General features: G+C 59.8%; 20 protein-coding genes. 15 read left to right on the forward strand and 5 right to left on the reverse strand.

The features are described 5' to 3' along the window. Genes O1724_RS03130 through O1724_RS03145 form a run of 4 tightly spaced genes read left to right on the forward strand, consistent with a single transcriptional unit; the run spans position 1 to position 6,478 of the window. The gene (locus O1724_RS03130) at positions 1–222 is read left to right on the forward strand and encodes a DUF1427 family protein (RefSeq protein ID WP_003863054.1); all 222 of its coding nucleotides are present in this window, start codon (positions 1–3) and stop codon (positions 220–222) included. Further along, on the forward strand, positions 219–479 hold the full coding sequence (locus O1724_RS03135) for a XapX domain-containing protein (RefSeq protein ID WP_023324098.1): 261 nt from the start codon (positions 219–221) through the stop codon (positions 477–479). The genes O1724_RS03130 and O1724_RS03135 overlap by 4 nt, the downstream gene beginning before the upstream one ends. Positions 480–502: 23 nt before the next feature. Further along, positions 503–883 carry a response regulator transcription factor gene (locus tag O1724_RS03140; RefSeq protein ID WP_045894247.1) on the forward strand — a complete coding sequence of 127 codons (381 nt, stop codon included), beginning with the start codon at positions 503–505 and terminating at the stop codon, positions 881–883. 9 nt (positions 884–892) lie between these two features. Continuing rightward, the gene (locus O1724_RS03145) at positions 893–6,478 is read left to right on the forward strand and encodes a trifunctional serine/threonine-protein kinase/ATP-binding protein/sensor histidine kinase (RefSeq protein ID WP_251842216.1); all 5,586 of its coding nucleotides are present in this window, start codon (positions 893–895) and stop codon (positions 6,476–6,478) included. Positions 6,479–6,481: 3 nt separating this feature from the next. Here the strand turns inward: O1724_RS03145 and O1724_RS03150 are convergent, their stop codons facing one another. Continuing rightward, positions 6,482–7,099: a response regulator transcription factor gene (locus O1724_RS03150; protein WP_003863061.1), complete on the reverse strand. Its 618-nt coding sequence runs from the start codon at positions 7,097–7,099 to the stop codon at positions 6,482–6,484. A gap of 300 nt (positions 7,100–7,399) precedes the next feature. Between O1724_RS03150 and O1724_RS03155 the strand changes: the two genes are divergently transcribed. Next, entirely contained in the window at positions 7,400–8,005 is a 606-nt protein-coding gene (locus O1724_RS03155) for an ATP-dependent Clp protease proteolytic subunit (protein ID WP_003863062.1), read from the forward strand. Positions 8,006–8,139: 134 nt separating this feature from the next. Beyond that, positions 8,140–9,261: a ribosomal protein uL16 3-hydroxylase gene (locus tag O1724_RS03160; protein ID WP_022650334.1), complete on the forward strand. Its 1,122-nt coding sequence runs from the start codon at positions 8,140–8,142 to the stop codon at positions 9,259–9,261. 38 nt (positions 9,262–9,299) lie between these two features. Here O1724_RS03160 and O1724_RS03165 read toward each other — a convergent pair whose 3' ends face one another. Then, complete coding sequence (locus tag O1724_RS03165) at positions 9,300–9,485, reverse strand: hypothetical protein (protein WP_003863066.1); 186 nt, start codon at positions 9,483–9,485, stop codon at positions 9,300–9,302. 219 nt (positions 9,486–9,704) lie between these two features. Here O1724_RS03165 and O1724_RS03170 point away from each other — a divergent pair, with 219 nt between their 5' ends. The 3 genes from O1724_RS03170 (at position 9,705) to foxA (ending at position 13,259) form a co-directional block, all read left to right on the forward strand. Beyond that, the gene (locus O1724_RS03170; protein WP_003863067.1) at positions 9,705–9,938 is read left to right on the forward strand and encodes a DUF2171 domain-containing protein; all 234 of its coding nucleotides are present in this window, start codon (positions 9,705–9,707) and stop codon (positions 9,936–9,938) included. Between the two features lie 134 nt (positions 9,939–10,072). Then, on the forward strand, positions 10,073–11,029 hold the full coding sequence (locus O1724_RS03175) for a helix-turn-helix domain-containing protein (RefSeq protein WP_032661421.1): 957 nt from the start codon (positions 10,073–10,075) through the stop codon (positions 11,027–11,029). A 121-nt stretch (positions 11,030–11,150) separates the two neighbouring features. After that, positions 11,151–13,259, forward strand: a complete 2,109-nt coding sequence (foxA, locus tag O1724_RS03180; RefSeq protein ID WP_126297226.1) for a ferrioxamine B receptor FoxA — start codon at positions 11,151–11,153, stop codon at positions 13,257–13,259. Between the two features lie 81 nt (positions 13,260–13,340). Here foxA and O1724_RS03185 read toward each other — a convergent pair whose 3' ends face one another. Further along, positions 13,341–14,756, reverse strand: a complete 1,416-nt coding sequence (locus O1724_RS03185) for an aminotransferase-like domain-containing protein (protein ID WP_126297225.1) — start codon at positions 14,754–14,756, stop codon at positions 13,341–13,343. 176 nt (positions 14,757–14,932) lie between these two features. Between O1724_RS03185 and O1724_RS03190 the strand changes: the two genes are divergently transcribed. Then, entirely contained in the window at positions 14,933–15,094 is a 162-nt protein-coding gene (locus tag O1724_RS03190) for a DUF1127 domain-containing protein (protein WP_003863073.1), read from the forward strand. Positions 15,095–15,179: 85 nt separating this feature from the next. Here O1724_RS03190 and pdxR read toward each other — a convergent pair whose 3' ends face one another. Then, positions 15,180–16,568: a MocR-like pyridoxine biosynthesis transcription factor PdxR gene (gene pdxR, locus O1724_RS03195; RefSeq protein WP_032608442.1), complete on the reverse strand. Its 1,389-nt coding sequence runs from the start codon at positions 16,566–16,568 to the stop codon at positions 15,180–15,182. Positions 16,569–16,670: 102 nt separating this feature from the next. Here pdxR and O1724_RS03200 point away from each other — a divergent pair, with 102 nt between their 5' ends. Next, a complete protein-coding gene (locus O1724_RS03200; RefSeq protein WP_003863077.1) occupies positions 16,671–17,150 on the forward strand; it encodes a carboxymuconolactone decarboxylase family protein in 480 nt (159 codons plus the stop codon). Here the strand turns inward: O1724_RS03200 and O1724_RS03205 are convergent. Continuing rightward, positions 17,137–18,039, reverse strand: a complete 903-nt coding sequence (locus O1724_RS03205) for a LysR family transcriptional regulator (RefSeq protein WP_003863079.1) — start codon at positions 18,037–18,039, stop codon at positions 17,137–17,139. The two genes, O1724_RS03200 and O1724_RS03205, sit on opposite strands and share 14 nt — an antisense overlap. A 100-nt stretch (positions 18,040–18,139) precedes the next feature. Between O1724_RS03205 and O1724_RS03210 the strand changes: the two genes are divergently transcribed. The 4 genes from O1724_RS03210 (at position 18,140) to O1724_RS03225 (ending at position 21,012) form a co-directional block, all read left to right on the forward strand. Further along, complete coding sequence (locus O1724_RS03210; protein ID WP_063868748.1) at positions 18,140–19,555, forward strand: aldehyde dehydrogenase family protein; 1,416 nt, start codon at positions 18,140–18,142, stop codon at positions 19,553–19,555. 75 nt (positions 19,556–19,630) lie between these two features. Next, complete coding sequence (locus tag O1724_RS03215) at positions 19,631–19,954, forward strand: antibiotic biosynthesis monooxygenase family protein (RefSeq protein ID WP_028015378.1); 324 nt, start codon at positions 19,631–19,633, stop codon at positions 19,952–19,954. Next, positions 19,947–20,342, forward strand: coding sequence for an amino acid-binding ACT protein (locus O1724_RS03220; RefSeq protein WP_022650340.1), 396 nt, complete (start codon positions 19,947–19,949; stop codon positions 20,340–20,342). Before O1724_RS03215 ends, O1724_RS03220 begins: the two co-directional genes overlap by 8 nt. Then, entirely contained in the window at positions 20,317–21,012 is a 696-nt protein-coding gene (locus O1724_RS03225) for an ArsR/SmtB family transcription factor (protein WP_032608444.1), read from the forward strand. The genes O1724_RS03220 and O1724_RS03225 overlap by 26 nt, the downstream gene beginning before the upstream one ends. Positions 21,013–21,044 lie beyond the last annotated feature (32 nt).

Here is a 21,044-nt window from a genome sequence, read left to right on the forward strand (position 1 = left end):
ATGAGTACTGGGCTGATATCCCTTGCGGCAGGCGTGTTGATTGGCCTGATGTATGCCGTGCTGAAGGTGCGCTCCCCCGCGCCGCCCGCGCTGGCGCTGATTGGCCTGCTGGGGATGCTGGCGGGTGAACAGGCGATGCGTCATCTTTTATCCCGCGATAATCCGGCTGCCGTGCAGGTGACGGTTCCCCACGTTCAACACCCGACCGGAGCGTCATCATGAAGGCCTGGATTATTTCGCTGGTGTGCGGGGCCGCGGCTGGGGTACTTTACGCCCTGCTCGACGTACATTCCCCGGCGCCGCCGGTCGTCGCGCTGCTAGGCCTGTTCGGCATGCTGGTGGGTGAACAGCTGATCCCCATCGGGCGTCGTCTGGTGAGCCGCGAACCGCTGACCCTGGCCTGGTTTCGTCATGAATGCGTACCGAAAATCAGCGGTACTGCGCCCCCCGCGCCCGCGAAGGAAAGCCGCGACGCGTAACGATTTGTTTGAGGAAAGACAGCATGACGCTGCCGTGGCGCATTGCCATCATCGATGACGAACGCTCTGTTCGCAGCGGGCTCAGTAATCTGCTGCAATCGGAAGGGTATGCTACCGATACCTTCGATTCGGCAGAGGTGTTCTTGAGCCACCCTCTCGCCCTGTCAGGCGCGTCGCTGGTGATCGCCGACATCAAGCTACGCGGCATGAACGGCATCGAGCTGTTTGAGAAGCTGCGGTTGCTGGCCGCGCCGCCGCCGCCAATACTGTTTATCTCCGGCCATGCTGATGAAAATATGCAGCGGTATGCACTCAGTCTGGGCGCCGCTGCATTTTTGCGTAAGCCGATTAACATCGATATTCTGCTGGATCATATTCAGCGGGAGCTGACCCGCCGACAATAAGGATCGCGGATGAACGAACATACGTCGCCTGCATTTTGGCCCGCCCGGGGAAGTCTCCATGAAGGGCGGGCTTTTGTTCTGAAAGAGGATGTCATTTTTACCGTGCTGGCGCAGGAGGGCGGCATCTCCTGGATGAACGGGCGGCATCCCCAGTCCGGCGGTTCGTTTATTATTGCCACCGCGGTCAGCGATGAAGAAGAGGAGCGGGCAACGCGGCTGCTGAAAAACGAGTTTGCCCTGCGCGATCGCCTTCATGACGGCTGGGCTATCCGGCCCGTCGCTTCAACCCAGTACCGCGGACGTTTTGCGCTGGTCTACGCGCCGTTCTGCTTTGAACTGCTGGCGTGCCGGGCAGGTAAGGCGATTTCCGGGATCGCCCGCTTTATCGAGATGGCGATCCGCATCTGCGGTCCCCTGCGCCAGATGCATCAGCACAACCTGATCCACGGCGATATCAAACCCGGGGCGATCTTCGTTCATCACGACGCCACCTGCCGTCTGTGCAGCTTCGGTCTTTCCTGCGACACCTCCGACGCCTTCTCCCAGTCCCGGCTTGCCGCGTCTGGCGGCACGCCCGCCTACATGTCACCGGAACACACCACGCGTACCCGGCGCGCCGTTGACAGCCGGAGCGATCTCTACAGTCTGGGGATCGTGCTTTATGAACTTCTGACCGGGCGATTGCCGTTTGAACTGAGCGCTGATGACCAGACCAACTGGGCGCATTATCACATTGCCTCTGAACCGCTTGCGCCGGGTCGGGTGCGCCCGGACGTACCCGGCATGTTGTCGACCATTATCCTTAAGCTGCTGGAGAAGAATCCGGAGAATCGCTATCAGACCGTCGACGGGCTGATTGCCGACCTCAGGCGCTGCCAGGCGACGCTGACCGTTGAAGGCGAAATTGTCGACTTTATTCCCGGCCAGCAGGATCGCTCTCCGGCGATCCTGCTGGCCGATTCGCTTTTCTCTGCGCATCCGCAGGCCAGCGACGTCATCGCCGCGTTTGAGCGGGTCAGCCAAAGCGGTGCGCCGGAACTGGTGACGATTGGGGGACCTTCGGGGATCGGCAAATCTTCCGTGATCGCCACCACGCTGAAATCGCTGCAACAGCGCAAGGTGCTGCTGGCGGTGGGCAAGGTCGATCAATATTCTCCCACGCTGCCCTACGGCGTGCTGAGTTCGGCGTTTCGGACGCTCACGCTGCACCTGCTCGGGCTGCCAGCCGGGGAGGTGGCGACGTGGAAAATCCGTCTGTCGCGCGCGCTGGAAGGCTTCGAGGAGTTGGCCGTCAGCCTGGTGCCGGAGCTGAATTTACTCCTTGAGAACAAACCGCGTTTCTCCGCGGATACCTTTTCCATCGACGCGCGGGCGCGCTTCGGCCATATGGTGCTGGCGCTGGTGAAAACTTTCGCCACCCAGGGCGCGCCGCTGGTGCTGCTGCTGGATGATGTGCAGTGGATCGACGCCGCCAGCCTGCAAACGCTCGATCACCTGCTGCGCGCCTGCGGCGCCATCCCGCTGCTGGTGGTGGTGGCGCACCGCGATCTCAGTTCGCTTTCTGATCCCACCTTGCAGACCGCGCTGGCGAGCCTGCCGGAGGCGGCGCAATACGCCACGACGATTGTGCCGCAGCCGCTGTCGGTGAAGGCCGTGGCGCGCTGGCTCGGGGGAATTTTTCATGCCCGCAGTAGCGGCACCGCCGATCTTGCCACGCTGATCCATGAAAAAACCGGCGGCAACCCGCTGTTTGTGCAGGAATTTTTCCGCCGCATCGTCGATGACGGACTGGTGGTGCACAACAAATATCAGGGGAAATGGCATTACGATCTCCAGGCCATCCGCGCCCGGCACTACACCGAAAACGTGGTGACGCTGGTACTTGAACAGCTCAAGGAGATGCCCGACGAGACGCGCCGCCTGCTGGGCAGCATCGCCTGCCTCGGCTGCACGGGCGAGCTGGAGATGCTGTGCCGCGTGGTGGGGCGGTCGGCGGCGGAAATCCGCTACGCGCTTCACCCGGCGGTTACTGCTCAGCTGATTGTGCTGACGGAGAAAGAGTACGCTTTTACTCACGATCGGGTGCAGGAAGCCGCCTTTGCCCTGCTGGATGAGGGCGAGAAAAGCCATCTGCACCTGACCACCGCCAGCCTGCTGGCGGATGCCGCACGGCAGACGGCGGGCAACGAACTGCTGTTCCGCGCGGTTCACCACGTCAGCGCCGCGCTGGACTGCATCCAGCCTGCACCCCAGCGGCAGCGATTCCGGGAGCTGAGCCTTCAGGCCGCGCGGCGTGCGAAGCGTACCGGCGATTACCTTTCCGCCTTAAGCTATATCCAGACCGCCAGAGCGCTGGGGAATGCGGGCCCGGTCTCGGACTTTATGCTGGATATCGAAGAGGCGGGCTGTGAGTTTGCGCTCGGGCACCTGGAGCGTACGCGTGCGCTGTGCGATGCGATCCTCGGTTCACCGGGCGGGCTGACGGAGAAAGCGCTGGCCGCCAACCTGCTGGCGGAAGTGTATATGCGCCAGTCGGAGATCCGCCTGGCGCTGGAGGCGTCGTTATGTTGGCTGGGCGTGTTCGGGATCCATATCAGCCGCTACCCGGAAAATGCCGAATGTGACGAGGCCTGGCAGCAGTTCTGTCAACGCACCGCCGACGCGCCGCTGAACCCGTTTTCTCAGCTTAAGCTGATGGAGAACGCAGAGACCGAAGCGGTGATGAACCTGCTTTACAGCGCCAGTATTTTCGCCAGCTTTACCTGCCCGCGCCTGCACTTTTTACTCCTGTGCCGGATGATGCACCTCACGCTCGATCACGGCATCACCGGCGCCTCCACCACGGCGATGGCCTGGTTTGGCGTGCTGATTGGTCACCGCTACGCCGAATACCGTCTCGGATTTGAGTACGGCACGCTGGCTCGTGAGCTGGTGAACCGCCACGGCTATGATGCCTATGAAGCCAAAACTCTGCTGCCGCTCGACCAGCTCAGCGTCTGGACCCAGCCGCTGTCGTACACTATCGAGTGCGCAAAGGCCTGCTTTACCTCGGCGGTGACCCACGGCGACATGACGATGGCCTGTTTCGCGGCCTGTCATCAGATCATTAACTTCCTCTCCCGGGGCGATCATCTGGATGGCGTGCTGACCAGCATCGATCGCGGTCTGGCCTTTGTGCGCAAAACGGATTACCAGGACATTGAAACCGTTCTGCACATTCAGCGCCGCTACGTGGAGTTTTTACGCACGCCGGTGACGGGCCCATGGAGCGCCGCCCAGGCGCTGCCTGACGATCTGCTGCCCGCGCCGCCGGAGCAGGCGCCCGAGCAGACCTCGACCATGCTGTTCTGGTACTGGCTCTATCGCGGGATGGCGCACTTTTCCTGCGGCGAATACGCCGACGCGCAGGCGGATTTAGAGAGGGCGGGCTGGTATGCGTGGTCCGCGCCGGGTCATATTCATCTGCTGGATTACCATTTTTACAGCGCGCTGGCGCTCTCCCGTCAGCTCACGCCGGAGACCTTCTCGGCGGATTATCGCCGCAGTATTCATCACCATTACGACAAAATTGCCCTCTGGGCGCGGATCAATTCGGGCACGTTTGCCGATAAAGAAGCGCTGATTTACGCCGAAATCGTCCGTCTGGACGGCATGAACAGCATCGCGCTGGAGCAGTATGAAAAAGCGGTGCGGCTCTCGCGGGAGGGTGGCTTTAACCCGATCAATGCCCTGGCGCACGAGCTGGCAGGGCGTTTCTCGCTGGCCTGCGGCTACCCGACCGCCTCCGACGCCCATTTCCGCGGCGCGATTGCTGCCTGGGGGCGCGCCGGGGCGCAGGCCAAGGTGCGCCAGCTGGAGCAGGATTTCCCGCATCTGCTGGCCTCCGGGCAGAGCCGCGCGTATGACACGGCGGCCTTCGCCCAGAACGAGGTGATCCGCGATTTACAGAGCGTCATCAAAGCCTCACGCGCCTTGTCCGAAGAAATTAACCTCGAGCGTTTAATTGAAAACCTGATGACGCTGCTGCTTGAACGGGCCGGGGCGCAGCGTGGCCTGCTGCTGCGCGTTAGCGATAATCACATCCCGGAGATCGAGGCCAGTGCCTGGACCAGTACCGACGGGGTGCGGGTGCGCATCCTGAAGGCGTCACCGATGGCGACGGACATGCCGCTGTCGGTGCTGGCCGCAGTGATCCGCACCGGGCAGGAGATCCGCACCGGCAAACCGGAGGAGTTCCACCCGTTCAGCCAGGATCCGTATCTGGTGACGTCCGGCGCCGCCGTGATGTGTGTCCCGATGTTCAAACAGGCGCGGCTGGTGGGGGTGCTGTATCTGGAAAACCGCCTGATGCCGGAAGTGTTTACCGCCGAACATTCGCGCGTGGTCAGCCTGCTGGGCGCGCAGGCGGCTGTTTCGCTGGAGACGGCGCGGCTTTACGCCGAGCTGCTGGCGGAAAACATCCAGCGCCGACGGGTGGAGAAAGAGCTGCGCGCCAGCCAGACCTCACTGATGCTGGGCGAGCAGATCAGCCATACCGGCAGCTGGCGCTGGGAGCTGGTGCAGGATCTGATGTTTATGTCTGAAGAGTACGCCCGTATCCTTGGCCTGCCGGAGCAGCAAAAGATGATTTCAATGGCGGAGTTTTTAACCTTCGTGCATGAGGACGATTATGGCCGGATCAGCACCCTCGTTAACCAGAGCGTGCGCGACGGGCTGTCGATGCGCGCGGAGTTTCGCATTATCCGCACCGACGGCTCCGTTCGCTACATCCTCGGGATTGGCGATCCGGTCGGCGTCGGCAGCGAAGTGAATGAGTATTACGGCATCATTACCGACATCACCAGCCAGCGGGCGGCGGAAGATGCGATGCGGGTGGCGCAGGCGGATCTGGCGCGAGTCTCACGGGCCACCACCGTCGGGCAACTGACCTCCTCGATCGCGCACGAGATCAACCAGCCGCTGATGTCGATTGTCTCGAACGCCGGCGCGAGCCTGCGCTGGCTCAACCGCGATCCGGCGCGGCTGGACAAAGTGCGCGAGGGGCTGGAGGAGATCGCCGCCGAGGGCGAGCGGGCAGGGGAGATCATTCGCAGCATTCAGTCTCTGACGCGCAAGCAGGACCCCACGTTTACGCGTATTGATCTGCACTTCCTGATCCACCACATCATTATGCTTTCACGCAGCGAACTTGAGCTGCGACACATAAGCGTTGATTATCTTCTGAACGCTGACGACAGCTTTATCATCGGCGACAGCGTGCAGATCCAGCAGGTGCTGCTTAACCTGGTGATGAATGCGATGGAAGCGATGGCGGAAGTGACGGATCGCCCGTGCAGCATCACGATCTCCACCGCGAACTGCGGCGAGGGGAAGGTGATCTTTGAGATCGCCGATACCGGCAGCGGCATTGAGCCGGAGCTCACCGAGCGGATCTTTGACTCGTTCTATTCGACCAAAGCGCAGGGAATGGGGATGGGGCTGACCATCAGCGCCAGCATCATTGAACGGCACCGGGGGAAACTGAGCGCGCGCCGCAGAGAGCCGTACGGCACGGTATTTACCTTCGCGTTGCCGCTTGCCGGACAGGAGGAGTAACGGTTATTCCACTGGTTGATGTTTGGTCAGGCGCTCGACGGCCCTGACCAGTTCGGCCACGGAGCGGACCTGCATTTTCTCCATTACCCGGCGGCGGTGCACTTTCACCGTGATCTCACTGACGCCCAGCTCGGCGGCGATCTGCTTGTTGAGCTTGCCGCTGATGGCCAGCTCAAGCACCTCATGCTCGCGCGGCGTGAGGGACATGTGGCGCTGCTTCAGGGCGTAGTGCTCTTTGACGCGGGCGGCGTTGTGCTGTGCCAGTCTGAGCGCGGATTCGATGGAGCCGATGAGCGCGCTGGATTCAACGGGCTTAGTGAGAAATTCGTAGGCTCCGCCTTTGATCGCCCGGACGGACATAGGGATGGTGCCGTGGCCGGTGAGAAAGATGATCGGTATTTCCCGCCCGCTGGCTTTCAGCGCATCTGCGACATCAAATCCGGTTATCGTGGGCATCTGCATATCGAGGATCACGCAGGAGGGCAGATCCTCAAAGGGATGGCTGAGAAAGGCTTCTGCTGAGGAAAAGCCAAGGGCGTGCATATCCGCGGATTCCAGCAGCCTGACAACGGACTGTCTGACTGTGTCATCGTCATCAACCACATAAACAATGTGTTCCATTCACCGCCCCGGTGTGTGATCAGTAAATCATCGACAATAAAATAGCGCCTTTTTGAACGTAAGCGACTGTTTGCTATCCTCATTCATACTAACACATTAATTATTATTATCATTTACCAATATGAAGATGATATGAAAGTGTAATAAAAATGTGGCGAATTAGTTAGGAGTGGAGCGCTGTTTTTAGTGACCTTTCCGGGGGCGGAGCCAGCGCACGACACGCGATGTTTTGTGTGAGGACGCCGACGGGTAAAACAGGCTACACTCTGATTTTGAGCGCGACAAGCTGAGGACATAACGATGCACTACACACTGAAAAGCAGTGACGATAAAGAAAAAGCGGAAGGAACAAACGGCGCGGGCGCTCTACAGCAAAAACTGCTGGAATCCCGTTCGATTGTCATCTCCGGTGAAATCAACCAGGAGCTGGCCCAGAAAGTCATCACTCAGATGATCCTGCTGCAAAGCGTCAGTAACGATCCGATCAAGCTGTACATCAACAGCCAGGGCGGCCATGTAGAAGCGGGCGATACCATCCACGACTTCATTAAGTTTATCCGTCCGGAAGTACACGTTATTGGCACCGGCTGGGTGGCAAGCGCCGGGATCACCATCTTCCTGGCGGCGAAAAAAGAGCACCGCTACTCGCTGCCAAATACCCGCTTTATGATCCACCAGCCGCTGGGCGGCGTGCGCGGTCAGGCAACGGATATTGAGATCGAAGCGCGGGAGATCATCCGCATGCTGGAACGTGTGAACAAGCTGATTGCCGACGCCACCGGCCAGCCGCTGGAGAAAGTGAAGAAAGACACCGACCGTAACTTCTGGATGTCACCGGCGGAAGCGCTGGACTACGGCATCGTGGGCAAACTGATCACCCATTATGACGAGCTGAACCTGGATTAAGTTTTAGCCTGCGTGTGCGTCGGGTGACGGCTTCGCCTTACCCGACCTACACGCGCTCGATTGACCCATGACAAGTTCCCCCTCTGCTTTCTTACCTATAATCGCGCCTGTTTACCCTCTCACTGGTGCTAACCATGGCGTATCAACTGAACCTGAACTGGCCGGAATTTCTTGAAAAATACTGGCAAAAACAACCCGTTGTACTGAAAAATGCCTTCCCGAATTTTGTCGACCCCATTACCCCTGATGAACTGGCGGGTCTGGCGATGGAGCCGGAAGTCGATAGCCGCCTGGTAAGCCACGCTAACGGCAAGTGGCAGGCGAGCAATGGCCCGTTTGAGCATTTCGATAACCTCGGTGAAACCGGCTGGTCTCTGCTGGCGCAGGCGGTGAACCACTGGCATATGCCCGCCGCAGAGCTGGTGCGTCCGTTCCGCGTCCTGCCGGACTGGCGTCTCGATGACCTGATGATCTCCTTTTCTGTCCCGGGCGGCGGCGTTGGGCCGCATATCGATCAGTACGATGTGTTTATCATCCAGGGGATGGGCAGCCGCCGCTGGCGCGTGGGTGACAAGCTGCCGATGCGTCAGTTCTGCCCGCATCCGGCTCTGCTACATGTCGATCCGTTTGAGCCGATCATCGACGAAGATCTGGCGCCGGGCGATATCCTCTACATTCCGCCTGGATTCCCGCATGACGGCTTCACCCATGAAACCGCGCTCAACTACTCTGTCGGTTTTCGCGGGCCGAACGGTCGCGATCTGATCAGCAGCTTTGCCGACTATGCGCTGGAGAACGATCTGGGCGGCGAACACTACAGCGATCCGGATCTGACCTGCCGCGAACACCCGGGCCGCGTGGAGCAGTACGAGCTTGATCGCATTCGCGAGATGATGATCGACATGATTAGCAAGCCGGATGATTTCACGAAATGGTTTGGCAGCTTCGTCTCCACGCCACGTCACGAGCTGGATATTGCCGCCGCCGAGCCGCCGTATTCCGCAGAAGAGGTGCTGGACGCGCTTCAGGGCGGCGAAACGCTGTCGCGCCTGAGCGGCCTGCGCGTGCTGAACGTTAACGGCAGCTTCTTTATCAACAGTGAACAGCTGGAAACGGCGGATGTGAACGGGGCAGACGCGCTGTGCCGCTACACCGAGCTCGGCCAGGCCGAGCTGGGCGAGGCGCTGAATAATCCGGCGTTTGTGGACGAACTCACCGGGCTGATTAACCAGGGGTACTGGTACTTCGACGAGTAACAGCAGGCGGCGTTTAGTCAGCCTAAACGCCGCTACGTTCAAACCAGCATATTACACGCCTTCCAGTAGTTCAAAAGCCGCTCGTCGTCGCGCTCTTTCTCCGCTTTGATTTTCATCGCCTGGGCGAGATTCTCTCGCGATAACTCATGGCCTTTTTGCACGATGTCTAAAACCGCTTCACCAAGAGCCAGCGAAATTTCTGTCCGATTGTTGCGAATCGTCATAAATACCTCCTCGTTGGTTGCGATAAGTTAATTATGAACGGGGAATAATCAGTCGGTAATAATTCATCTCATTCTTATTTTTTCATTTCGGAGTTAAGTAGAATGAATATTCGGTTCTGTCAATGATGTTTCAAAATGCTAACAGGGCGTTTAAACCTTAATTTATGCGCTACAGTTAATTTCGTGCAACAGGCAAATAACCGAAACAGGAGAATAATTATGGTAGATAAAAGCGCAATTAAGGATCACACTCAGGTTGTCGCCAGCTGCGGAACGCACGTCGGGGTTGTGGACCATCTTGATGGTGAGCGTATCAAGCTTGCGAAGAGCGATCCGGAATCGGGCGGCAAGCACCATTTTATTCCTCTCGGCTGGGTTGATAAAGTCGAAGATAATAAAGTTGTCCTGACCAAAAACCATAAAGAGGTTTTTGCTGAGTGGCAGGAAGCATAAATATATCTCTCGCAAGGAAATATATGCCTTCGCTCCGGCTTCGTCCGGAGCGTAATAGTGTCTGCGCCCGGTGATTGCTGCCATTGCAAATGGATGGTACTGTTTTGCCTGTCCTTTCCCGATGCAGGCCCCGAATGATGCTCCAGAGTGAAAATAAATCAGCGAAACGCATATTTTTTGTTGAAGATTTTCAGGTATTCGGCGAGCGCTATGGCATCGACTACCGTTTCCCCCAGTTAAAAGAGGCGCAGGTCAGCGGTAGCCCCGTGTTGCAGGGGAATGTTGAAGAGATGATGCTCTCGTCCGGCATTTCGCTGACCCATTCCGACGTACGTGTATTACAGCCCTATGAAACCACCTCTCGCCACAGCAGCCCGCTCTATATGCTGGTGGTGCTGGAAGGGTGCGTGACGCTCACGCTCAATGGTATCAATTATCCCGTCCGCCCGGGCATGGCGTTCAGCTCACGTCTGAGTGAAGATCAGGTAATGAGCGCGCGTCACGATGCCGACAGCACGCTGAAAACGCTCTCGTTTGGCGTGTACCCGCACGATGCCGGACGTGAAGCCTTGCTTGAGTCATTGCTTCTGGAATGGCAAAGCCTGAATGCACCCGCCTTTGTCTGGCAGGTTCCCGAGTTTGTGATGTCAGGTATTCTGCATGCGCAGCGGCAGGGGGGAAGCGTGCTTTCACGCAAGCTGTTGCTTGAGGGGCTGATGTATCAGCTGCTCGGCCATGGCCTCAACCAGCGCCAGCAGCCTTGCCCAAGCCGCCCTGAACATGCGCGTCTTGAACGCGTGCGGAGCCTGCTGGAACAGTCTCCTGAACGGGATCATACTCTCGCGCAGCTGGCAGCCCTGGCTGCAATGAGCCCAAGCAGCCTGCGCAGCAAGTTCCGTCAGCGCTACGGCTGCACCCTCTTCGACTATCTCCGCAACTGTCGCCTTGCGCTGGCGCGCCGCTATCTGCTGGAAGGCCACAGCGTGCAGCAGGCGGCGTGGATGTGCGGGTATCAGCATGCCACCAACTTCGCCACCGCGTTTCGTCGTCATTACGGGATTTCACCGGGTGACGTGCGCAAACTCCGCTAACGTAATTTCTCCTGTCGTGCGAATGCATCCCGTGCGGTTTAGCATCGCGCATACGTAACCTGGCTGTACGCATAGCCGTTTGCACTCTCAAAAAGGTAATAATTCTTATTAACAATAAGAAATATCTCTGGAGAGGGTTATGTTTGCTAAATCGCGTCTGGCACTGCTGGTGGGATGGGTTACCGGTAGCGTCGCTTTTCCTTTACTGGCGCAGGATGCCCAAAAAACTGACACCGTGGTGGTGACCTCGCAGATGCAGTCTGCGGCCACCAAGCTTGAAACACCGGATATTGAAACCCCGCAGTCGGTCTCTATCGTCACGCGCGAGCAGTTCGAAGAGCAGGGCGCAACCAGCGTGCGTCAGGCCGTGAGCTACGCGCCGGGGGTCTACAGCAACCAGATCGGGGCGTCAAACCGCTTTGACTACATGGTGCTGCGCGGCTTCTCGGACGGCAGTCTGGACAACGTCTACCTCGACGGCCTGAAGATGATGGGCGACACCAATTCCCACAGCTCGCTGGTGGTTGACCCGTGGTTCCTGGACAGTATCGAAGTCGTGCGCGGTCCGGCCTCCGTGCTCTATGGCCGCTCATCGCCGGGCGGGATTGTGGCGCTCACCTCCCGTAAGCCATCGTTCGATCCTGGCGGGGAGATTAAGCTCTTCGCCGGTAACAATAACCAGCGTGGGGCGATGTTCGACGTGACCGGACCGGTTGATGATAACGACCGCGTGGCGGTGCGCCTCAGCGGGATGACCCGCTATGCTGATTCCCAGTTCGATCCGCTCAAAGAAGAGCGTTACGCCCTGATGCCGAGCCTGACCTGGCGTATCACCGACAACACCCGTCTGGATCTGATGGCCTACCTGCACCGCGATCCGGAAGGCGGTAGCCACTCCGGCCTGCCATATGAGGGCACCGTTGTACCGCACAGCGGTAAGAAAATCTCCAACACCTTCTTCGAGGGCGAGGACGATTACGACAAGTACGATCGTCGGGAAAACATGGTCGGCTATAACATCGAGCACCTGTTTGACAGCGGCTGGTCTGTGCGCCAGAAGCTGCGCTACCTGCACACCAAAGTCGAGCTGAACCAGGTGTATGCCGCAGGCTGGCTGAATGACACCGAGCTGAATCGCGGCTATTCCGGCTCTGACGAGAAGATGAACGCCATCACCCTGGATAACCAGGTCGACGGCAGCTTCGACACCGGGGAGGTGAACCACCGCGTGCTGATCGGCATGGACTATCAGGACCGCACCAACAACGTCACCGGCTACTACGGCGGCTTCCCGCCGATTGACGCTTTCCATCCTGTTTACGGTGCGAAGCCGGACTACATCACCCAGTACAGCAGGGAAAAGCATAAGCTTCGCCAGACCGGTTACTACCTACAGGATCAGATGTCCGTTGACCGCTGGCGCCTGACGCTCGGCGGGCGTTACGACCAGGTGAGCGTGTCGAACGTCGACAACTTTAACCACACCCGCAGCGATCTGGATAAAAACAACTTCAGCAGCCGCGCGGCGCTGCTGTATCTGTTTGATAACGGCGTTGCGCCGTACGTCAGCTACTCCACCGCCTTTACGCCGACCAGCTTTGCCGACGAGCAGGGCAATATCCTGGATCCGATGAAGGGCAAGCAGTGGGAAGCGGGCGTGAAGTATGAGCCAGAGGGGATGAACAGCCAGTTCAGCGCCTCGGTGTTCCGCATCAACCAGAAGAACATTGCCACCAAAGAGGAGCCGACCGATCCGTACCGTTCCATTGGTGAAATCGAATCCGAAGGCGTTGAGCTGGAGGCGATTGGTCAGCTGACCGACAGCCTGCGTATGCAGGCGGCGTACACCTACACGGATATTCGCTACAAGAAGAGCAGCCCGGAAGAGGAGGGCAAGCGCGCCGTTTATGCCCCGCGTAACATGGCCAGCGCCTGGCTGAGCTACGACGTCAAAACCGGCCCGCTGGACGGCCTGACCGTCGGCTCCGGCGTGCGCTATGTCAACGGGATCGCCAGCGATCGCCAGAACACCCATACGCTTCCGTCGTACACGCTGGTGGATATGACCGTGGGGTATGACCTGTCGAAAGTGGGGCTCACGGGTGTGAGCGCGCAGTTGAACGTCAATAACCTGACGGACAGAAGCTACGTCGCGGCCTGTAACTCTCTCTCTTACTGCTACTTCGGTGCAGAACGCAGCATTGTGGGCAGCGTTTCGTGGAAGTTCTGAGTTGTTGATTTTGCCGGGGGGCGGGAGCGGTTTTCTCCCTCTCCCTGTGGGAGAGGGGCGGGGTGAGGGCAAAATGCCGCACTACTCCTCCATCGCAATCACAATCGCTTCACCCATCTTTTTCAATGCCTCGCGATTTTTGTCTGTCGGCGGCAGCGCTACGTTGATCCGCAGGCAGTTGCGGTACTTCCCGGAGGCGGAAAACAGCGACCCGGCCGCGGCCTGGATCTTCAGCCGGCACAGCTGCTTGCTGACGCACACCATATCGACCGTCTCCGGCAGCTCAACCCACAGCAGGAAGCTGCCCTGCGGGCGGGTGACGCATATCTCTGCCGGAAAATACTGCCGCACCCAGCAGGTGTAGGTCTCCATATTCTGCTGATAAATCTGGCGCATACGCCGCACGTGGCGATGGTAATGGCCGTCGCGGATAAACGCCGCCACCGCCATCTGCGTGCCCGGCACGTTAAACCCGCCCGCGGCGTATTTCATGTGCATCACCCGGTCGTAGTAGCGTCCCGGCACAATCCAGCCGACGCGCAGGCCCGGCGCCACGGTTTTGGTAAACGAGCTGCAGAGGATCACGCGGCCGTCGATATCCATGGAATGAATGGTGCGCGGGCGTGGGTACTCCGCCGCCAGCTCGCCGTAAATATCATCCTCGACAATCACGATATCGTGCCGCTGGGCGAGGGCCAACACCTGCTTTTTCCGCGCCTCCGGCATGATAAACCCGAGCGGGTTATTGCAGTTGGGCACCAGGATCACCGCCTTGATCGGCCACTGCTCCAGCGCCAGCTCCAACGCTTCGATGCTGATCCCGGTTTCAGGATCGGTGGGAATTTCAATGGCCTTGATGTCAAAGCCGCGCAGCATCTGCATGGTGCCGTGAAACGACGGCGATTCCACCGCCACGATATCCCCCGGTTTGCACACCGAGAGCAGGGCGATCGACAGCGCGCCGTGGCAGCCGTTGGTAATGACAATTTCGTTTGCCGCGACGGTGGAGCCGCCGTCCAGCATCAGGCGGGCGATTTGCTCGCGCAGCTCCAGGCGCCCGTCGAGCACGTCATAGCTCAGCATCTCGCCGGGGTTATGCTGCGCGATGCGGCTCATCTCGCGCCACAGGGGCTTCAGGCTCGGCTGGTTAATGTCCGGCGAGCCGCCGCCAAAGGAGATCATCTCTTTGTCGGCGCGGGCGTCCAGCAGCATCATCACCTCATCCCACTGGGTAACGTCCACCGGGCGCTGTACCGGACGGGTCATCGCCGGGACGGGCGGCTGGGCTTTGCGTTTCGAGACGAAATAGCCGGAGCGCGGCTGAGGCGTGATCAGCTGGAGGTTTTCGAGGATCTGGTAGGCCTGCTGTATGGTGCTGATGCTCACGCCGTGCTCCTGGCTCAGCGTGCGTACTGACGGCAGACGTTCGCCGCTGCGATACAGCCCTTGTTCAATGCGTTCCGCCAGGAGGTTGGCCAGATGTTGATAGCGCGTCATGCTGTATCCTTTGTTTTCACCATACAGAGCATTAAACCAGTACAGATGGATGAATAAACCACCATGCAGATACCGTTTTAGCGGATCTGTATGTTAAACAAAAGTTGTTTTTGCATCTGTATTGCGCAGGTCGATTTCCAGGATGATAACCCCACTGGCACAGCGAGGAGAGCATCATGGAATTCTACGAGAATCGTTCAAAACGTCCGTTTATCGCGTTTGTCTGGGTAGCGAAAACGCTGCGTAACTGGTATCGCATCAACCGTACCCGCCGTATTCTGAGCCAGATGAGCGACGAGCAGCTCAAGGACGTCGGGTTATCGCGATATGATGTGTGAGCATAGGGTTGCCCGGTGGCGCCACGCTTACCGGGCCTACAGGAGACCGTAGGCCGGGGAAGGCGCAGCCGCCACCCGGTGGTTTTCAGCTCAACAGTTCTAGCGTCTGCCGTTTCGGCCTTTCCAGCAAATCCAGCGCCTCCTGATACGACCGCACGTTGTTATAGCCCATCACCAGCCCGTAGCGTTTTCCTGATCCTTGATACCACGCCGAAAGCGCATTGACCTGCAATTGCTGTTCCTGCCAGCAGCGGGCGATCTCCCGGTCAGCGCTTCCCTTTGCGAGGAACGCGACAATATGCATCCCGCCGTCGTTTTGCTCGGTGAAAAACAGATCGCCATAGACCTCACGCAGGGCGGCAATCATCCAGTCGCGGCGGGTCTGATAGAGCGCGCGCATCTTTTTCAGATGACGGAAAAAATGCCCTTCGTTGAGAAACGCGGTGAGGATCTTTTGCGTCAGCACCGGCTGGCCACTGGTGAGGATGTCCGCGCTGTCGGTAAACGCGCCGACGGTGCTGGCGGGCATCACCACGTAGCCCATGCGCAGCGATGGCATGATGGTTTTGCTGAAGGTGCCCATAAAGATCACCCTGTCATGCTGGTCGAGGCTTTTCAGCGACGGCAGCACTTTGCGGGTGTAGTGAAATTCGCCGTCATAATCATCTTCGATAATCCACGCCTCGTTTTGTGACGCCCAGTCGAGCAACTGCTGCTTGCGCGGCAGGGAGAGCGTCACCGCCAGCGGGCTCTGGTGAGACGGAGTAACGATGGCGAAGCGGGCATCGTGGTGATTACGCAGCAGGTAGTCCGTATCCATCCCTGCGCGATCGACCGGCACGGTGTGCAGGCGGGGCACAATGCGCTTGAGCAACTGCTGGCCCATAAAGTAGCCTGGATCCTCAAATACCACCTTATCGCTGCGGCTGGCGAGCGTGTCGAGGATCAGGCGCAGGCTGCCGCTGTAGCCGCTGGTGATCATTACCTGTTCCGCAGTGCAGGATAACCCGCGCGAGATATTGAGATAGCGGGCTATCGCCTCGCGCAGCGGATACCAGCCCAGAACGGGCGGGTTGAGCATTTCATCCTGACGCATGGCGCGCGTCGCCTGGCCCGCCAGCAGCAGCCATTTTTTATAGGGGAAGCTGTCGAGCGCGGGAATGCCGGGGCGCAGAAAACCGGCTCGTTCGCGTTGGCTAATCAACGACGCCGGCAGCGTGCCGGTCGCTTGTTCTGTGGGGGCGTTTTGCGCGGGCAGCAGAAGATCCGGATTCACCCGCGTCCCGCGCGCGCCCTGGCTCACCAGATACCCTTCGCCCGTCAGAATGGCATACGCCGTCTCGACGGTTTTGCGCGCCACCTTCAGCTCTTCCGCCAGCAGGCGGATGGCAGGTACCCTGTCGCCCGGCTTCAGCACGCCGCGCATGATGTTGTCGCGATAGCGGGAATAAATCTCGTGATAGCCTGGCTTCATGTCCTACCTCATTTCACGCTTTTTGTATCTTTTTACTATGTCATGAACGGCGTAGATTTGCTTCATCGCATGACACATGCCGCACAAAAAAGAGGAAAGACAATGAGCACTCGCGTAAACCACCACAAAGCCACCCCTGCACTCACCAACGCGCTTTCCGCCCTGAGCATGGAAGTGGCGAAAACCTCTATTGATCCGGCGCTGAAGCACCTGATCGACATTCGCGTGTCGCAGCTGAACGGCTGTACGTTCTGTCTCGATATGCACTCAAAAGAGGCGAAAATTGCCGGCGAGCGCGAGCTGCGCCTGTACCATCTGGCGGCCTGGCGCGAGTCCCCGCTGTTCAGCGCCCGTGAAAAAGCGGCGCTGGCCTTCACCGAAGCGCTGACCCAAATCGGCGTTCACGGCGTGAGCGATGCGCTGTACCGCAGCGTGGCGGAGCACTTCTCGGACGTGGAGATTTCAGAGCTGAACTTCGCCATCGTGGCGATCAACGCCTGGAACCGCCTGGGCATTACCTCCCGCATGGAGCCGGGCTCGCTGGATGCGGCGTACGGGCTGAACAAGGCTAACCTGGAATAATCCCGCGCTCGCGGATCATCGCCACCAGCGCCCGCAACCCCGGCGGGACGTGGCGATGGCCGGGGTAGTACAGGCGCAGCCCGGCAAACGGCTGCGCCCAGTCGTTTAAGACGCTCACCAGCTCCCCGCTTTTCAGTTCGTCCTGAATATAGATTTCCGGTAAAAATCCCACCCCTAACCCCGCTTTTACGGCGCGGATCGAGGCAAAAAGATCGGACGTCGCAAAGCGCGGCGGCACGGCAAGGGCGTACGTTTCCCCCCGACGGGCCAGCTCCCAGCGGTAGATCCCGCCGTGGGCCATACGCATGCCGATCCCCTGATGCGAAAGCAGATCGTCCGGCGTCTCGGGTATGCCGTGACGGGCGAAATAGTCCGGCGTGGCGGTGACGAGCTGGCGGATCTCACCGGTCAGCGGCACGGCGATCATGTCCTGCGGAACGGACTCTTCGAGGCGGATCCCCGCGTCATAGCCTTCCGCTACGATGTCGATCATCCTCGCTTCGCTCACCGTTTCCACGCGCATTTTCGGGTAGCGGATCATGAAATCGATCAGCAGCTGGTCCAGAAACAGGGTGCCGATATGGTTCGGCACGTTGAGGCGCAGCGTTCCGGCGGGTTCCCCGGTGTCGCTGTGGATCTCCTCCCCGGCGAGGCGGATCTCCTGTAGCGCCGGGCCGATACGCGCCACGTAGCGCTGTCCGGCGTCGGTGAGCGCCACGCTGCGGGTGGTGCGGTTGAAAAGCCGCGTCTCAAGGCGGCTCTCCAGCCCGGCGATGGCGTTGCTGACCGCCGTGGCGGACATCCCCAGTTCCTGCGCCGCGCCGCGAAAGCTGCCGCGCCGCACCACCGCCATCACCACTTCCAGCTCTGTCAGACCTGAACGATGCATAGATTATCCTGAAAATCGAAACAACCCTTGCAGCATAGCGTGGATTATCGCAACGGAGAAGCCGTGACAGACTGGGCTCACACAGCCTGAGGAGGTTTATATGCACACCATCGAACAGATCTTTATTAACGGCGAGTTTGTTACCCCGCACGGTACCGAACGGTTTGATTTGTACAATCCGGCGACGGCGCAGGTCATCGGCCAGGTTCGCCTGGCGGATGAGGTTGACGCTGAACGCGCTATCGCGGCGGCGAAAGCGGCGTTTCCGGCGTGGTCGCAGACCACAAAGCAGGAACGCATCGCCGCGCTGAAGCGCATGCACGCCGCCGTGGCCGCTCGTCACGACGCTCTGCTGGAAGCGGTCATTGAAGAGTACGGCGCGCCCGCCTCGCGCTCGGCGTGGATGGCAAGCTATCCGGCAGAGGTGATTGCTCAGGCCATCGAGGCGCTGGAGGCATTTGAGTTTGTCACCTCCGCAGGTGCCGCAACGGTGCAGATGACGCCGCTCGGCGTGGCCGGGCTGATTACGCCGTGGAACAGCGATGCGGGGTTTATCTGCGGCAAACTGGCGGCCGCGCTGGCGGCGGGCTGCACGGCGGTCATCAAGCCGAGTGAAATGAGCGCACTGCAAACGCAGATTGTCACCGAAGCGCTGCGCGACGCTGCGCTACCGCCGGGCGTGTTTAACATCGTCACCGGACGGGGTGAGACGGTCGGTGACACAATCAGCCGCCATCCGGACGTCGCGAAAATCTCGTTCACCGGTTCCACGAATACCGGCAAGGCGATCCTGCGCAACGCGGCGGAAAGCTTTAAGCGCGTGACGCTGGAGTTGGGCGGTAAATCACCGACGATCCTGCTGGATGATGTGGATCTGGCGCAGGCGATCCCGCTGGTGATCCAGGCCGGGTTTATGAACAGCGGGCAGGCGTGCGTGGCCGGGACGCGCATTCTGGTGCCTTACTCGCGCAAGGCGGAGATCGAAACCGCGCTGGCGCAGGCCGTGGCGGCGGTGAAATCCGGCGACCCGCGCAACAGCACGACAGACGTCGGCCCGATGGTCAGCGAAAAGCAGTGGCTGCGGGTGCAGGGCTATATCCGCAAAGGAATCGAAGAAGGGGCGCGCCTGCTGGCGGGCGGCGAAGGGCGACCGGAAGGCACGCGGGACGGCTGGTTTGTGCGTCCGACGCTGTTTGCAGGCGTGAACAATCGGATGACCATTGCCCGCGACGAGATTTTCGGCCCGGTGCTGTGCGTAATCCCTTATCAGGACGAGGCGGAGGCGATTGCCATTGCCAACGATACCGAGTACGGCCTGAGCGCGATGGTGCTGGGCGGCGATGTGGACCGCGCGCGACGCGTGGCACAGCAGATTGTTTCCGGTCGCGTGCTGGTGAACACCCTGGCTCATGAACCGAAAGCGCCGTTTGGCGGGTTTAAGCACTCCGGCGTGGGGCGCGAGATGGGCGAGTGGGGGATCCGCGCGTTTATGGAGCCGAGGTCGGTTCTGGGCTAAAGCTTCGCTCTTTACCGAAGCATTGTGCTTTTCCCTCCTGCATTCTCTCCCCAACATCACAACGGAGAGAAAACCATGATCGCAGTCCTTTTCGAAGCCAAAGCCGCGCCTGCCCATCAGGCGCGCTATCTTCAGCTTGCCGCAGAGCTTAAGCCGCTGCTGGCCGACATCGACGGCTTTATCGATATCGAACGGTTCCAGAGCCTGACGACCGACGGCAAAATCCTCTCCCTTTCCTGGTGGCGGGATGAAGAGGCCGTCCGCCGCTGGAAGCAGAACGTCTTCCATCAGGCGGCGCAGGCCGAAGGGCGGGAGTCGATTTTCTCTTTCTACCGTATTCGCGTGGCACAGCTGGTGCGGGAGTACAGTTCCGAAACGGGAGGGCGCGCGGATGTATGACGTTCACGTGATTTTCCGCGACGGGCCCGGCGAGCTGGCGCGCTTTGGACAGCTGTTAGGCCGTAACGGCGTGGGGCTGGAGGGGGGCGGCGTTTTCGGTACCGATGCCCATTTCCTGGTGGAGGACGGGGAAAAAGCCCGCCGTGTGCTGCTCGACGCCGGGTTTACCGTGCAGGCGCTGCGAAAGCCGGTGATCAGAAAGCTTAAGCAGGAGCGTCCTGGCGAGCTGGGCGAGATAGCGGCGGCGCTGGCGGCACGCGGCGTGTCTATCCTGACTCAGTACAGTGACCATGCGAATCACCTTATTCTGCTGACGGATGATGATAAGCTGGCCGCTGAGATCACCACACCCTGGGCGACGAATGTTAAAGACGAGCTTACCCTCTGATAACAGCGCGATGCTGGAAAAGGCGATTGCCGCGGTGGCGGCTGCAATGGCCGATCCGTCGCGCGTGAAGATGCTTTGTGCGCTAATGGACGGGCGTGCGTGGACGGCCACTGAACTGAGTGCGGCGGCAGACGTTGCGCCGTCGACCGCCAGCGGGCATCTTGCCCGGCTGGTTGAAGGGCAGCTAATTACCTGCCTGTCGCAAGGGCGGCATCGTTATTATCGTCTTGCCGGGCACGACGTGGCGGCGCTGGTGGAACAGATGATGGGGCTTTCGTGGAGCCGCATTACCCCGCCGGAAACCAGCGCGCCGAAAGCCATGCGTGAAGCCCGGACCTGCTACGACCATCTCGCAGGCGCGGTGGCGGTGCAGATCTATGATTTCATGCAGGCGGAAGGCTGGCTGGAGGCTGACGGTTCCGCATTGACCCTGTATGGTCGGGAGCAGTTCCTGGCGCTCGGTATTCCGTTAAGCGCTCATCCGCGTCGGAAGGCCTGCTGCGCCTGCCTGGACTGGAGCGAGCGGCGGTTTCATCTTGGCGGTGAGGCGGGCGCTGCGCTGCTTATCCACATGGAAAGCAAAGGCTGGATCCAGCGGGTGGCGGGTTATCGGGAGGTGGTGGTGACGGCTTCGGGGAAAAGTGCCGTCAGGAAGCATTTTAGCCGCTAAACGCCGCTGCGGGCTGATGCCCTCACCCCGAC

It is taken from the genome of Enterobacter cloacae complex sp. HYC074_NIDB, assembly GCF_056673345.1.